Raw genomic sequence first — 15,437 nt, 5'->3', positions numbered from 1 at the left:
GTGTGACACGTTGAGTATTTGTTCCTACAACCGCCCATCAATGGGGAATGTTTGGCGGTATAGATGATAAATGAGACGCTGTTGGTATAAAAAAGCCGCCTTCGTTTGAAGGCGGCTTTTTTTGTCTCGACTGAGAACGACTAGAATTTGAAGCCAACACTTGCGCTCAAGATACGACGTGCTGAGCCAGCAAAGCCGGTCGATGTCGTTGAACCATTGGTTGGGTTTTTGATCGAATCGCTCAGGCCGTAGTGGTATGTCAAATCGATTAACAGGGGACCAATGTCAAAACCAAGTTGTCCTAGACCGTTAAACGTACCGCTTTTGATTTCAGAGTTGCTCAGGTTAAACTGACCGCTGTTTGAATTGATGCGGTTGGCATATTCCAAACCGACCTGCAGCCGGATTGCTGAAATACCACGATCCGATTCAAGCAGTTTATAGCCAATGTAGACAGGAATTTGTACGTACTGGATATTGATCTGATCCTGAATCTGGCTTATCGTCTGGCCATCATTTCTGGTGAAGTAGTTCGAACTCGAAGCAAAATATTCAGCACCCAATTGGCCGAACAACCGGCCACCACCCCGTACGAAGAAACCAGCCTGGTAACCCAGGCGTCCTGAGATGTCGCCACCCGTGGCTTCTCCTTTCAGTTTTGTCGAGTTCAAACCAGCGTAAATACCGAATACGAAGTTTTTGTAGTCCTTGGTTGCTTTTACACGATCCGGCCGATCATTGTCTACCGTTGTCGTCGTTGTGGTCACGTCGGTAGGTGTACTGTTTGTCGAGTACGTCGTGTTTGGTGTTGTTGTTGTCGTCGTGTTGTTATCATTCGACATGCTCGTTGTCGAATTCGTGCTGTCTGTCGTTACGGGTGAGGTATACGAAGAATTTGTGGTTGCACCCGTCGTTGAGTAGGTGTTCGTGGTAGTTTGGGCATTGGCAAAGCCGATACCGCAGAGGCACATTGCCAAAAGTGAAAATTGACGTTTCATAGCGTTTTGTTTAATTAAAGCGTTGAGTTTACAACAATGGGATGTAATTGTAATTACACCCCATTAACAGGCCGCTGTTCAGCAATGTTTTGAACTATTCTAATTTTTGAAAAATTTTAATCTTGACAATAGTTGATAAAATAAATTATCATTATTTCATACAACTACTCGGCGCGCATTGATTTAAAGGCGTTCATCAGGCCATTTGTTGAGCTGTCGTGGGTGCTAACGGAGGCATCATCCTGAAGTTCGGGCAAAATCCGGCTGGCCAGTTGTTTACCGAGCTCAACGCCCCACTGGTCGAAGCTGAAAATATCCCAAATAACGCCCTGAACAAAGATTTTATGTTCATACATAGCCAGGAGACTGCCCAACGTCCGGGGGGTTAGTTTCTTGAACAAAACCGAGTTTGTGGGTCGGTTTCCCGAAAACATTTTGAACGGAGCCAGAAACTGAATCTCCTCTTCCGGCTTGCCGGCTTTGCGTAATTCATCGGCTGCTTCCTGCTCCGTTTTGCCGTTCATTAAGGCCTCGGTTTGGGCAAAATAATTAGCCATTAAAATTTTGTGATGTTCGCCAATGGGACGTTGGCTGATGGCCGGAGCCAGAAAATCGCACGGGATCAGTTTCGTTCCCTGGTGAATCAACTGGTAAAAAGCGTGCTGGCCGTTGGTGCCGGGCTCTCCCCAGATAATTGGCCCCGTCTGGTAATCGACCGGCTTGCCATCGCGATCAACCGACTTGCCGTTGCTCTCCATGTCGCCCTGCTGAAAATAGGCCGCAAACCGGTGCATGTATTGGTCGTAAGGCAGGATGGCTTCGGTTTGTGCCCCAAAAAAGTTGTTGTACCAGATACCGATCAGGGCCAGAATGACGGGTATGTTCTGATCAAGGGGGGTGTGGCGAAAATGCTCATCCATCGCATGGGCTCCATCCAGCAGCTCCTCGAATTTATCGAAGCCTACGTACAACGCGATAGACAGGCCAATCGCCGACCAAAGTGAATAGCGTCCGCCAACCCAATCCCAGAAGCCAAACATGTTGTCGGGGTCGATACCGAACTTTTCAACGTCTTTTTTATTGGTCGATAGGGCCGCAAAATGCTTGGCAATGGCCGCTTCATCCTTCGCCGAATCCAGGAACCACTGCCGCGCCGTTTGTGCATTAGTCATGGTTTCCTGCGTGGTGAAGGTTTTGGAAGCAATCAGAAACAGGGTAGTCTCGGGACGAACAGTTTGTAGGGTTTCGTAGATATGCACGCCATCGACATTGGAAACAAAATGAACGCGCAGCTTTTTGTCATCCGCGTAGGGCTTGAGGGCTTCAGTAACCATAACGGGGCCAAGGTCTGACCCACCAATACCGATGTTTACCACATCGGTAATGGCTTCGCCGGTGTAGCCTTTCCACTCGCCCGACCGGATGCACTCGGTAAATGATTTCATGTGCGCCAGTACGTCATTTATTTCGGGCATCACATCGCTGCCATCAACCAGAATAGGCGTATTGGCGCGATTACGCAGGGCAACGTGTAATACAGCCCGGTCTTCTGTCCGATTGATCTTATCGCCCGAAAACATTTTTCCAATGGCGTCTTTCAGGCCCGCCTGCTCAGCCAACTGCTCCAGTAAACCAAGGGTTTCGGCGGTAATACGGTTTTTGGAGAAGTCAACTAGAATATCCTCGAACTGACGAGTGAATGTATTGAACCGTTCAGGGTCTTTCGCAAACAGATCACGCATATGCTGATCTTTGAGGCCGTTGTAATGGGCCTGGAGCGGGGAATAAGCCGGTAAGCTGGTGAATCGATGATTGGCGAGCATAAGGGGTTGTTGCTGGTTATAACGTTTGCGGTTTCTGTTATTTAATATATACTGTCACCTTATTCTGTAGGCATTTGTAACTGGTTCCGTGATCGGTACCGTCTTCCAGGCGCAGTGTCTTCACGGGCTACACCGCCGGATGGCAACACTGGCTGACGCATGGGTAGCCCGTGAGGACACTGGCTACGGTGAGCGGAACATAGACCATGGAGAACAGTTCATCGAAAAATGAAAACTGACTTGTTGGCGCGAATATCGGTAATCCCGGCAATCTTTTTTCGGCTATTTTTACGCGTCTTTTTCTAGGGAAAGGCGATCATTATTGACAATTTATACTTCCTTAATGAATCAAAAACTTTTTTATTCGTTGGTGCTGGTCGTTGCGGGGGCCTTGTTTTTTATCCCATTTCTGGGGGGCGTCCGGTTATTCGACTGGGACGAAATTAACTTCGCCGAGTGCGCCCGCGAAATGATTGCGCTGGGCGATTACCTACACGTTCATATCGATTACAAACCGTTCTACGAAAAACCACCCCTGTTTTTCTGGTTTCAGTCGGCCATGATGAATCTCTTTGGCGTCAATGAATTCTCCGCTCGGCTGCCCAATGCCATTTGTGGTATTATCACGCTTGTCTATCTCTATAATCTGGGCCAGAAGTTACACGGTCACCGGTTCGGCTGGTTGTGGGCACTGGCTTACCTGGGGTCGGTTACCCCTCATCTGTACTTCCGATCGGGCATTATCGACCCGTTTTTTAACCTGTTCATTTTTGTTGGTTTAGTCAACCTAATCTTCGCGTCCTGGAAGCGCGAACGACTGGGGGGCGCTATGACCGTGCCCAGAAACGAGTGGTCGTACATTCTGATCGGGGGGCTGGTTTTGGGGCTGGGCATTATGACCAAAGGCCCGGTGGCCTACCTGATTGTGTGCCTGGTTCTGGGCGTTTACTGGATGCTGAGCCGCTTCCGGTGGTTTATTTCTCCACTGCAATTTCTGGCTTTTTCGATGGCGGCTGCCTTTGTGTCGCTATTGTGGTATGGCCTGGACATTTTCCTGCATGGACCCGAGCTGATGCGTAACTTTCTGGCCTATCAGTTTCGGCTGTTCAGTACACCCGATGCCGGCCACGTAGGGTTTCCTGCTTATCACGTCATTATATTACTGGTAGGTTGCTTTCCGGCGTCTATCTTCGGCATCCGGGCTTTCGGAACGCTTTTCATCGAACGGAATTACCAGCGGGAATTCCGGAAATGGATGCTTATTCTGTTTTGGGTCGTGCTGGTGCTGTTTAGCATTGTTCAATCGAAAATCGTGCACTACTCGTCGCTGTGCTATTTTCCCCTGACGTACTTTGCCGCCCTGACACTGGTGCAGTTAGAAGAACGCAAAATACAGTTCAACAACTGGATGCGGGCGGGTTTGCTGGTGGTCGGGGGTGTTTATGTGGCTGCCATTGTTGGGTTACCCATCCTGGCTCATCGCATGGATATTGTGAAATCATACGCGGATCAGGATGCGTTTACGCAACAGAATCTGGATGCGAAGGTTAACTGGACGGGCTGGGAAGTAGTGCCGGGTATCTGGCTGCTGGTCATTCTGATCCTGGCCATCATATGGTTCAATCAGCGCGAAACAGGGCGCGCATCGCTGACGCTTTTCGGGGGTATGGCCGTCTTCATCACCCTTACGCTCTGGTTTTTTATTGGCCGGATCGAAGGAATTTCGCAGGATGCGGCCATGCGGTTCTTTGAACGGGCTCAGGGACAGGATGTTTACGTACGAACGTACGGCTACCATAGTTATGGTCCTTATTTCTACACCCGAAAACCACCGGTCACTAACCCCAAATCCTATGATGACGAATGGATCTTGCGGGGGAAAATTGATAAGAATGTGCTGTTCATTCGCAAAGCCAGTGAGCAGCCAACCCTGCTGGATTCGTTGCCCGATGTTCGGAAAACCGGTGAAGAAAACGGTTTTGTCTTTTATCAGCGGAAAGCAAAGTAGCGGTTATTTGTGGGCATATTGTATCAGAAATGGATGGATTAAAACCGTTGGGGTTGCCCGCCGGTTATAGCGGTATGGCAATCCCAACGACTTTATCCGCTATGTTCTTCTCCCGCGTCTGGCTGTGCCGACTGATCATATTCACGTCAATTACAGGGCTGACCATCAGTCTGCTGGCTTGCAGTAAAAGTAGCCAGCCGGGCGTTGGTTCATCAAAAAAGCTTCAGATTTCGATTGGCGAAATCAAAGAAATTGAGATTCCGGGCCCCGGAAATAACTCGCTCGACTTGATTGGTACTTCGGATAACCAGGAAGTTGTAGACGTTTCCCGTCAGCAGATGGCCTCCGCCGTCGACACAAGCAAACACACGGGGACTGGTCCAGTGGTTTTTCAGATTAAAGGCATCACGGCAGGCACGGCAAACGTTGTCTTTTCTACAAAACCGACGAATACCGTCGGCAGTGGACAACCTGTTCATACTTACACCGTACAGGTAAAGTAGTGCGGACGGATACCTGCGTTACATCAAACCCAATACGCAAATTTCTTCTTGGTGAATATCGATTTAGGGATCATGGCATGAACGCCCAGTGTTTGGTCGACTACCTGGCTAACTTCAAAATCGACGCCCGTACTGGCAATGGACAGCGCTTCATTGAACGTGAAGCCGAGTTCATCTTTAATGAACGCACAGGCTTCGGAGAGCGCGTTTTTCATGGCTTTGTTTAAATCTTTATCCAGGCCAACGGCAATGAAATGGGTTGGTGTTTCGGCCCGTGGTTGTTTCAGCGTTCGACCTTTATGAACAATGAACTTGACGGTAAGATTGATGGCGGTTTCTATCGCCACGCCACTTACTTCGCCATTGCCCTGTGCCCCATGCCCATCGCCGGTAGTGAACAGCCCTCCCGGTACCGAAACGGGCAGGTGTAGCGTTGTACCTTTCACTAAATGCTTGATGTCCAGATTGCCACCATAAAATCCGGGCGGAATCGAACTCTGACGACCCATGTCGGCCGGTGGCGATAAGGCCATGACGCCCATAAATGGGTTGAGCGGAATATCGACGCCTTCTTTTAGCGAACCTGTTTTTCGTTTGGCATCGTACCGGTAAACGAACGTTTCGCGGGTTTTAACCTCGTCGGGAATACCGCCCCCGCCTGGCCAGACACTGTTGACCCCAAAGCTAGCCGGAAGGGTTAGATCGAGAATCCGGATTTCGAGACTGTCGCCGGGTTGCGCGCCATCAACATAAACGGGGCCGGTGAGCATGTGCCCGCGAATTCCCGACGGTTCGGGTTTCACGTTTTTCATAATGGCAATGACCTCCTGCGCGTGCCGATCGAGGGGTAGGTTGTTTTTGGTATAAAACTCTTCGGGGTTTGTGCGGCTTACTCCCGATGGATTGACGGTTTGAATTTCAACTACATCGCCATCCTTCACTTTGTATACGGGTGGAACGTCTGCCCCGAAATATCCCCAAACCATATTTTCGGGTAGGGAGCGAACGACATGATCGGGTTTTAGCGCAGCTTTATTGATGGTTTCCGGCAATTTTGACGCAAGCACGGCTTCGGCGTTCAGACTGCCAGCTGAAAGGAGGGCAAGCCCATTTCGGGTAGTCGTTTGTAAAAAAGTCCGTCGAGATGTTTTCATGAGGTTGTATAAAAAAGAGCGTATCGGATAAGTGTGGTAAGATAAGGAATTGACCATTAACGGACGCGTGAATTCCCTGGCTAGGTTCAACTATCCTGCACGTCTGCTGAACAACCGGTTTATTCAGTCGGTTACGTTCCAGAATTAACCTGGCTTTCTTGTGTCTGTACCGTCTGTTTCACCCACTGCTTCATCTTCGCCCAACAAGTGGATTATTCTGGGAACGATCATGTTCGGTACGTTCATGTCTACGCTCGATAGCAGCATTGTCAACATTGCTCTACCTACCATCCGGAAGGAGCTAGGCGCTGGCGACAGTGTAGAATGGATTGTGCTGTGTTACCTGCTGACAACGACCAGTACGCTCCTCATTATGGGAAAACTATCGGACTGGGTTGGCCGCCGACAATTGTACATTACGGGTTTCTGCGTGTTTGTACTGGGGTCGTTGCTTTGCGGGCTGGCCTGGAATCTGTGGTCGCTGGTGGGGTTTCGGGTGCTTCAGGGCATCGGTGCATCCATGATTTTTGCCGTCGGACCGGCTATTATCAGCGACACATTTGCTCCCCAGGAGCGGGGACAGGCTTTGGGTATCATGGGCTCTATTGTAGCGGCTGGTTCCAGTGCGGGCCCCGTTATTGGTGGTTTTTTGCTGGGGCGGTTTGGCTGGTCGAGTATATTTTTTGTGAACGTTCCCATTGGTTTACTAGCCATCTGGCGGGCCTGGACCATATTACCCGAAAGCCCTACCGTAAAGGGGCAACGGTTTGATTTGGTTGGGGCCGGGTTGTTTCTGGTCGGCGTGACGACCTTGCTGACGGGGCTGGATTTTGGTCCGGAACCTCGTTATGGGTGGGATAGTACACTGGTTATTGGCCTGTTATCCGTAGGAGGTGTGCTGTTGGCACTCTTTTTATTCTGGGAAATGCGCGTCAGTGATCCCATGCTACGGCTCAGCCTGTTTCGTACCCGACCGTTCACCGCGGCTATTCTGGCCGCTTTTTTCGGATTTATTGCGTCGGGTGGTAACCTGTTTGTAATCCCTTTCTTTCTGCAGCAGATAATGGCCCTGAACCCCGAGCGGGCTGGCCTGGTTTTGTTAGCGGGTCCATTGACTCTCAGCGTGATTGCCCCTCTGGGTGGTTACCTGTCCAGCCGGATCAGCACCCGGTGGCTGTCCAGTTTTGGTTTGCTGGTTACGGCCTGCGGCTATTTTGCTTTTTCGTTTCTGGATGTCAGCTGGGACTGGCAGGATGTTATCTGGCGAAGTGCACTTGTCAGCATGGGCTTCGGGTTGTTTCAGTCGCCGAACAGCAGTAGTGCGCTCAATGCCGCTCCACTGGAGCAGCGCGGTATTGCCAGCAGCATGATTGCTTTTATGCGCAACCTTGGTTTTGTGATCGGTATTGCGCTGGCGGCTGCCGTTTGGTACAGTACCCGCAACCGCTACGCGTTAGCGCATGATGTGGCCCCTGACACCACGGCGGCTCAACTCCTGGGCATGCACTATGCCTACCTCACAATGGCGTGTCTGGTGTTTACAGGAGCCCTTATCTCATTGACGCGTGGCAAGAGCACTCAGCCCGTTGCTGTTGCGCCCGCTACTGGCCAGACGGTTGAGGTAGCTTCCTGATGGCCCAATAGATGCCCGCGGTAAAGGAAGGAAAATCCGGCGGACATCTATCCGGCAAACAGCCTATCGTTTCGGACCTACCGAATCATAGATAACGACCTTCTCCCAGAGCGATGCGTAGTTGTTCCGGAAATCATCGTGGATGGGGTGTTTCTGGTAAGCTTCTTCATCGGCGGGACTGTCGAAGAAGCACAACCACGAATAGGCATAGGACCGCTCGATAACCTCACGGTTTGTGGCGGCAGGTGTACCGATATGAACCATCTTAATGGTTGGGCACTTCGCCAGCTTGTTCAGTCCTTCCAGTAGCTTGGCTTTGTCGGCTTCATTGCCAGCGTTCTTCAGGTAGAAAAGCACATGGTGAACAAATAGTTCTTTAGGGGCACTGACAACGGTGGGCAGTCCGGCGCTCAACCCGGCAACAACACTTTTTTTGACGAAACTTCTTCGTGATTGCTCTTTCATTTTGTCCTCTGGTTATTGGATATAAGTCTTAACGATCTTATTCAGGAGCAAAAATGCCAAACGATTTAGCGTTTGGCAAATTCAGCTGAAAATCAGCCGGAACAAGCGGATAAAAATGTCGAAATAATCATTTGACAGTACTCGATAAGGCTACAAATACGCTGCGTTTTTAGCCTTATACTAAACTTTTAGGCGTTTGCTATGTCTATAGAATGAATTTGTATGCCAGTAGAAACCCCTTGTTCACGTAAAAACTCAGCTTATGAAACGTATCGCATCAATCACTCTTGTTATGGCCTGGTTGCCCTTCGTGAGCCAGGCGCAGGAAAACGCCAACCCCAGCTTGATGCAGGCGTTAATGCAGGCGGTCAGTTCGGCTACCATTTCTGATGCCCAGGTGGCCGACTTATCGCGCCAGGCTATAAAAGAAATGGATGCTAAAAATCCGGTTGCCGCAGCCAATGATCCCTACACACAGCGCCTGAATAAGATCGTTAGCCGTCACCAGACTATGGGCGGGCTACCTCTCAATTATAAAGTGTATAAAGTGGCTGACGTCAACGCTTTTGCTACGGCTGATGGTAGCGTACGTGTTTTCAAAGGTCTTATGGACATCATGACCGATAACGAGCTACTGGCCATCATGGGTCATGAAATCGGGCACGTCATTAACAAAGACTCTAAAGACGCTATGAAGCGAGGCCTTCAGCTCTCGGCGCTGCGTACGGGCATTGCTTCGCGGTCGGGTACCGTTGGGAAGATCGCCCAGTCGCAGGTTGGGGATGTGGCGGGTTACCTGATGAGTGCTAAATTCAGTCGTCAACAGGAAACAGAAGCCGATGATTATAGCTATGATTTTCTGAAGCGAAACGGGTACAACGTAATGGCGCTGGCTACGTCGTTTGAAAAGTTGGCCAAATTGAACGGTGGCGCACAAAGCGGCAAGCTGGCCTCCATTGTATCAACTCACCCCGATAGTCAGAGCCGTGCTCAACGGGTACGGGACCGCGCCCGGCGTGATGGGTTAGCGAAGTAGGCCCATGGAAACGTAATTAGCCTACTAACTGCTTTTTATAGGTTTCCTCGAACTCTTCGTAAGTCAAGACTCGAATTGGTGGAAATCCTATACGGTCTAGTCCTTTGAAATGCTTGTCATTTCCGATGATGTAATCGGCGTTGGCAGCGACAAAACTGTCTACAAACTTATTATCATCCTCATCGTTTTCAATAAGATTCCAACGGTATGAAGGGCTGATTGTGTAGATATTTGGCAGTAAGAGTAAATAACTCAGTTTGGCATCTGTAGTCGTTAGCCCATAACGTTGCTGGATGATTTCTTCGTATTCAAGCAAAATTTCCGTTGACAGGCACAGGTCAAATTTGTCTTGTATGATACATTCATAAATCCAGTGGTATTTATATTGTGGAGCCAGCGAGACTAAAAAAACGTTGGTATCAAGAACAAGACGTAGTCTATTCATTCAACCAGCCATCTAAGTCGTCTTGCGAGATACCCCTTTCGTCAACCGATCTAGCCACGTTGTTGACTAATTTGCTTGAAAAATAATCGGCCAGTAGCTTTTTAACTGCCTGCAAATCCTGATCTGAAGGCTGGAATGAGTACACTTTCAGTAGCTCCAGTTGTAGTGGACTTAATTTCTCGGCAACCATATACAGTCTAAGTTTTTATGAATATAATGAATTTGACGTAAACAATTGTCTTTTTGTACAGGCTATTACCTGGCATTCGTGTAAGAAATTGTTTGTGTAAACATCAGTATTTGCCAGGATAAGGGGTAAACATAAATAAAAAGCCCGGTCATCTTTCGGCGACCGGGCTTTTCTATGTTCGTTACTTACATCTCAATTTCGGCATCCAGATTTGTAAAGGCGATTTCACCATCACTGTTGAGCTCCATCAGTACTACGGAATCTTTTTTGACTTCGCCCGATAGAATGCTCTTCGAGAGTTCATTCAGTACCCGACGCTGTAAGACCCGTTTCAGCGGACGGGCACCGAACTGAGGATCGAATCCTTCTTCGCCGAGTTTATCCAGCACTTCATCCGTTGCATCGAGTTGAACGCCGTTCTCGTTCAGGCGCTGCCTGATCTGACGGAACTGAATGTCCACAATTTTGCGGATGTTAGCCTTTGTCAGCGGCTCGAACATCACGATCTCATCGATCCGGTTCAGGAACTCGGGGCGGATGGTTTGTTTGAGCAATTCCAGCACGGCCGATTTTGCTTCCTCCAGCACCAGCGAGTGATTCCAGCCTTCATCTTCGGTAAACTTCTCCTGAATCAGGTGGCTACCAATGTTCGACGTCATGATGATGATCGTATTCTTGAAGTTTGCCACCCGGCCTTTGTTATCCGTTAAGCGCCCTTCGTCAAGCACTTGCAACAAAATGTTCCAGACATCGGGATGCGCCTTTTCGATCTCGTCAAGCAGCACAACAGAGTACGGTTTCCGACGGACGGCTTCGGTCAGTTGACCACCTTCGTCGTAGCCCACATAGCCCGGAGGGGCACCAATCAGTCGGCTTACGGCGTGGCGTTCCTGGTACTCAGACATGTCGATGCGTACCAGCGCATTCTCATCGTTGAACAGGTATTCAGCCAGCGTCCGGGCCACTTCAGTTTTACCAACACCGGTCGTGCCCAGGAAGATAAACGAGCCAATTGGCCGTTTGGGGTCCTGCATACCAGCCCGACTCCGACGAACCGCATCGGCGACTACTTCAATGGCCTCGGCTTGCCCGGCTACACGTTTGCCCAATTCTTTCTCCAGGTTGAGCAGCTTCTCCCGATCGCTTTGCAGCATTTTCGAGATTGGAATACCCGTCCATTTGGCAACTACCTCGGCGATGTCATCTGCACTGACTTCTTCCTGCATCATTCGATCAGAGTTCGCCTGATCAGTTCCTTCTTTCGCGAGTGTGGTCAGCTTCGTTTCGATTTCCGGTATGCGACCGTAACGGATTTCGGCCACTTTACCGTAATCGCCGGAGCGCTCGGCCTGATCTGCTTCAAGACGAAGCTGTTCAAGCTGCTCTTTCAGGGTTCGTCCTTCGTTGACCGATTCTTTTTCGGATTCCCATTTCGCTCTCAGGTTGTTCCGTTGTTCGCTGAGGTCTTCGATATGCTTGTTCAGCGACGATTCTTTTTCCTTATCGTTTTCACGCCGAATGGCCTCGCGCTCAATCTCTAACTGCATGATCCGACGGTTCAATTCATCAAGTTCTTCAGGAACCGAATCCATTTCCAGCCGTAGTTTGGCGGCTGCTTCGTCCATCAGGTCAATAGCCTTATCGGGCAAAAAGCGGTCGGTAATGTAGCGTGTCGAAAGTTCGACGGCGGCAATGACCGCGTCGTCCTTGATCCGGACACCGTGGTGCAGTTCGTACTTCTCCTTGATGCCACGCAGAATCGAAATAGCATCCGCTATATCCGGTTCATCGACCATAACGGCCTGAAACCGGCGTTCGAGTGCTTTATCTTTCTCGATATACTTCTGGTATTCTTTCAGCGTGGTCGCGCCAATCGTGTGCAGTTCTCCGCGCGACAGGGCTGGTTTTAACAGGTTGGCCGCGTCCATGGCCCCTTCGCCACCGGCACCCGCCCCAATGAGCGTGTGAATCTCGTCGATGAACAGAATAATCTGGCCATCGGAGTCCGTAACTTCCTTAATGACAGCTTTCAACCGTTCTTCAAACTCGCCCTTGTATTTAGCCCCGGCTATAAGCAGACCCATGTCGAGCGAGACAATGGTTTTGGTTTTCAGGTTTTCCGGAACGTCGCCGGATACAATGCGTTGAGCCAGCCCTTCAACGATGGCGGTTTTACCAACGCCCGGCTCACCCAGCAGAATGGGGTTATTTTTGGTTCGGCGGCTCAAAATTTGCAGCACCCGCCGAATTTCTTCGTCACGGCCAATCACCGGGTCAATTTTACCGGTGCGGGCCCGTTCGTTCAGATTAACGCTGAACCGTTCCAGGGATTGATATTTAGCTTCTGCGTTCTGATCTTTCACTGAGTTTCCTTTTCTAAGTTCGTTGATGGCCGCTTTCGTTTGTTTCTCGTTGAAACCGGCATCTTTCAATAACGTTGCAATTTGATCTTTACCGCCCATCAGTCCCAAAAACATAAGCTCAACGCTCACAAATTCGTCGCCGAACTCTTTGGTGTAACTGCTGGCTTTGGCCAGGGCAGCGGTTGTATCATTCGACAGATATATGTTGCCATTTCCGCCCGAAACTTTCGGGTAGGTAGTCAGAATAGCATCCAGCGCACCGCTGGTATTTTTTAAATTGATGTTGGTTTTCTTCGCGACGAAACCAATAACGTTCTCATCTTCCGACAGGATTGCCTGTAGCAGGTGACCGGTTTCGATTCCCTGCTGGCCGTTGCCAAAGGCGATCTCCGACGCCTTCTGCACGACCTCTTGTGCTTTTATGGTGTAATTCTTAAAGTCCATGATGGTATAGGGTAGTTTTCTTTTGCCGGCTAACCGGTTCCGTTTGGTTGTTTACTCGTTGACAGTATATTAACAAATCGCGGGCCGAGCTGTTTTGTCGGACATTTTGGCTGAAAAAAGCAACGTATTGCGATTTATTAAGTCATAATGTCTGGTTTATGCCGAGTACTTGTTTAATGAAAAAGCCGTCTCGTGAATACAAGACGGCTTTTTCACTAAACAAAATTTATCTAATCGAGCCCTTCGTCTTCAATTGGTTTCATGCGCTCCCGGATAATAGCCTCGCTGTGTGGTTCCCAGGTTTCGACGGGCTCCGCCAGCACGTCGGCTTCCGTATCGTAAATGACAGTCCGATCGTAGTCGTGAAATCTGCCCTTTGGTAACCAGTACGCAAGTAGACCTACATAAGCGGCTGCTAGAACGGCACCTGTCCAGCCAACAACCGGCTGTTTTTTTGATTGACGGGTAGCAATACCGCCGAACCCGGCCACGAATGGTACCATGTACCAAGGATCATTGAGTCGGCGGGCAATCAGGTAGCCTGCACCGGCAGTAGCTGTTAAAATAGCTGCTGCGATAAGACTATCCCGCTCTTCATCCGGCTCCCAGGCGTTAATCGTCAACAACGTGTTGGGTGTACCGACCACTGTGGCCGTTGTGAGCCAGCCCGCATACAGACTGACTGGAATGCGAAGGTACTTTTCGGGGGAGGAGACTTCCGTTCTGCCGATTTCCAGACTCTGGTGTAGGGCCAGTGCCGCCGGTAAGTTGAATTTTGTAACCAGATCAGAAATGACAATGCTCTGCGGGTCATTCTGCGAGAAGAAACGGCCAAAAATGGCATTGAGGGTCCAGCTAGTCCACCACCAGGGGAGTGCCTTCTGGTAACGGGGATTGAACGCCTGCGAGCGTAAAGCCTGATGAACTAGTAATGCGGCCAGACCAGAGTAAACCGTTGACCACACAACACCGAATGACCAGCCTGCCGGAACGATCATGTTTTTCTCAAATACGTCTTCGTACTCAACCGGTACATCGTATTCATATTCGGACCCTGCCTGACCATCCTGGTGCCGTTCCCGGCTCTGTTGGCGGGATCGGCTGCTGGAGAGCGTTGTGTAAACTATACTGCCAGCGGCAAACACCGCCGTTGCAATACGCCAAAACGATGAGTTTTTCATAATAGATTGCTTGGGAACGATGCATCCCCGTAAGGTCTCGAAAATCTCACGGGGACGATCAGCTTATTTAGTGCTTAGGCAACTACTTCCTCCTCTATTTCTTCTCCCTTACGGGCCAGTTTCTGCGCTTTATCTTTTGTTGTCTGGTACGTTTCGACAACGCTGCTAACGGCCGTGTTCAACGCTGAAGACAGCGTATCCGTCAATGAATTGCCGAGCGATTTGGCCTTGTACCGGTAACGGGCTTTTTGAAACTCGCTGGTGTTTTTGTAGCCAACCGTTAGGGCGATACCTGCAATCACCGCGATACCGAAGCCGATGCCCCAGGCCAATGATATAGTCGCTTCTTTTTCTTCAGGTTCGGGTTTCTGCGACATCTTATCGCGCATCAGTGCAGCCATCGTTTCCTGTGGTGCCACGTAAGCCATCACTTCGTACGATTTATTTTTGATACCGCCAGGCACGATTTTGGGCTTACCCGCCATGAGTGCGTCGTACCCTGCCTGCGCAACCATAACGGGGTCCTGCAAGTCGTCGGTTACTTTCGTATTTTCGGCATCGGCCTTGTTGAAAAAATCCGTATCCGTTGCATTGGGCAGCAGAGCCGTGATCGTCACATTCGTGTCTTTCAGCTCGTTCACCAGCGATTGGGTGAAGTTGTACACGTAGGCTTTCGTACCTGCGTAGACAGCCATCAACGGTGTTGGCGTAATGGACAGCAACGAGGCCAGATTCAGAATTTTACCTTCATTACGCGCTAGCATGTCGTATAGGAATAGCTTCGTCATTTGGGTCAGCGACAGCACGTTGAGGTGAATCATCGACTTTTCACGCTCCCAGTCGGTGTCGGTCGCAAACAGCCCGTACAGGCCAACCCCCGCATCGTTCACCAGTACATCGACTCTAATACCTTTTGCTTTCACCTGATCGTACACGTCCTGAGCAGCGTCTTCCTGAGCCAGATCCTTGTGAATGACCGTAACCTGCTGGGTGCCGTAATTGCTTTTGAACACTTCGCTCAACCGATCCAGTTTGTCGTCACTACGACCGACTAAAACCAGATCATAACCATCCTGTGCAAAGAGTTTGGCCAGTTCCTGACCGATTCCGCTGGAAGCACCGGTAATAAGAGCCGTTTTTCCTGTTTCTGGATTCATATGTGTAATTAGTTAGTGGAGTTTACGCACCCCTATG

13 protein-coding genes are annotated in these 15,437 nt (G+C 49.9%); 4 read left to right on the top strand and 9 right to left on the bottom strand.

The genetic code is table 11. From position 1 onward, the window contains the following. Positions 1–140: 140 nt before the first annotated feature. Both ACYU87_RS06690 and pgi read right to left on the bottom strand, forming a co-directional pair. Entirely contained in the window at positions 141–998 is an 858-nt protein-coding gene (locus tag ACYU87_RS06690; protein WP_461133246.1) for a porin family protein, read from the bottom strand. A 164-nt stretch (positions 999–1,162) separates the two neighbouring features. Continuing rightward, entirely contained in the window at positions 1,163–2,821 is a 1,659-nt protein-coding gene (gene pgi / locus ACYU87_RS06685; RefSeq protein WP_461133245.1) for a glucose-6-phosphate isomerase, read from the bottom strand. A 343-nt stretch (positions 2,822–3,164) separates the two neighbouring features. Here pgi and ACYU87_RS06680 point away from each other — a divergent pair, with 343 nt between their 5' ends. Next, complete coding sequence (locus tag ACYU87_RS06680) at positions 3,165–4,829, top strand: ArnT family glycosyltransferase (protein WP_461133244.1); 1,665 nt, start codon at positions 3,165–3,167, stop codon at positions 4,827–4,829. Between the two features lie 29 nt (positions 4,830–4,858). Continuing rightward, entirely contained in the window at positions 4,859–5,332 is a 474-nt protein-coding gene (locus tag ACYU87_RS06675) for a hypothetical protein (protein ID WP_461133243.1), read from the top strand. Between the two features lie 23 nt (positions 5,333–5,355). On the opposite strand, the gene ACYU87_RS06670 is transcribed toward ACYU87_RS06675, so the two are convergent. Beyond that, positions 5,356–6,486 (bottom strand): acetamidase/formamidase family protein, encoded by a 1,131-nt coding sequence (locus ACYU87_RS06670; RefSeq protein WP_461133242.1) that lies wholly within the window; start codon positions 6,484–6,486, stop codon positions 5,356–5,358. A gap of 160 nt (positions 6,487–6,646) precedes the next feature. Here ACYU87_RS06670 and ACYU87_RS06665 point away from each other — a divergent pair, with 160 nt between their 5' ends. Continuing rightward, entirely contained in the window at positions 6,647–8,119 is a 1,473-nt protein-coding gene (locus ACYU87_RS06665) for an MFS transporter (RefSeq protein ID WP_461133241.1), read from the top strand. A 63-nt stretch (positions 8,120–8,182) separates the two neighbouring features. Here ACYU87_RS06665 and ACYU87_RS06660 read toward each other — a convergent pair whose 3' ends face one another. Further along, positions 8,183–8,584, bottom strand: coding sequence for a Dabb family protein (locus tag ACYU87_RS06660; RefSeq protein WP_461133240.1), 402 nt, complete (start codon positions 8,582–8,584; stop codon positions 8,183–8,185). Positions 8,585–8,846: 262 nt separating this feature from the next. Between ACYU87_RS06660 and ACYU87_RS06655 the strand changes: the two genes are divergently transcribed. Then, the gene (locus tag ACYU87_RS06655) at positions 8,847–9,620 is read left to right on the top strand and encodes a M48 family metallopeptidase (RefSeq protein ID WP_461133239.1); all 774 of its coding nucleotides are present in this window, start codon (positions 8,847–8,849) and stop codon (positions 9,618–9,620) included. A gap of 16 nt (positions 9,621–9,636) precedes the next feature. Here the strand turns inward: ACYU87_RS06655 and ACYU87_RS06650 are convergent, their stop codons facing one another. The 5 genes from ACYU87_RS06650 to ACYU87_RS06630 all read right to left on the bottom strand — a co-directional run bounded on the left by ACYU87_RS06650 (position 9,637) and on the right by ACYU87_RS06630 (position 15,400). Beyond that, positions 9,637–10,065: a putative toxin-antitoxin system toxin component, PIN family gene (locus tag ACYU87_RS06650; RefSeq protein WP_461133238.1), complete on the bottom strand. Its 429-nt coding sequence runs from the start codon at positions 10,063–10,065 to the stop codon at positions 9,637–9,639. Then, positions 10,058–10,255, bottom strand: coding sequence for a hypothetical protein (locus ACYU87_RS06645; protein WP_461133237.1), 198 nt, complete (start codon positions 10,253–10,255; stop codon positions 10,058–10,060). Before ACYU87_RS06645 ends, ACYU87_RS06650 begins: the two co-directional genes overlap by 8 nt. A 185-nt stretch (positions 10,256–10,440) precedes the next feature. Beyond that, positions 10,441–13,062 carry an ATP-dependent chaperone ClpB gene (gene clpB / locus ACYU87_RS06640; RefSeq protein WP_461133236.1) on the bottom strand — a complete coding sequence of 874 codons (2,622 nt, stop codon included), beginning with the start codon at positions 13,060–13,062 and terminating at the stop codon, positions 10,441–10,443. A 230-nt stretch (positions 13,063–13,292) separates the two neighbouring features. After that, a complete protein-coding gene (locus ACYU87_RS06635; RefSeq protein ID WP_461133235.1) occupies positions 13,293–14,243 on the bottom strand; it encodes a tryptophan-rich sensory protein in 951 nt (316 codons plus the stop codon). 74 nt (positions 14,244–14,317) lie between these two features. Then, positions 14,318–15,400 (bottom strand): SDR family NAD(P)-dependent oxidoreductase, encoded by a 1,083-nt coding sequence (locus tag ACYU87_RS06630; protein WP_461133234.1) that lies wholly within the window; start codon positions 15,398–15,400, stop codon positions 14,318–14,320. Positions 15,401–15,437: the final 37 nt, after the last annotated feature.

The organism is Spirosoma lituiforme (assembly GCF_054776635.1).
The sequence above is the reverse complement of the archived record's forward strand: the minus strand, read 5'-3'. Positions and strand labels throughout refer to the sequence as shown.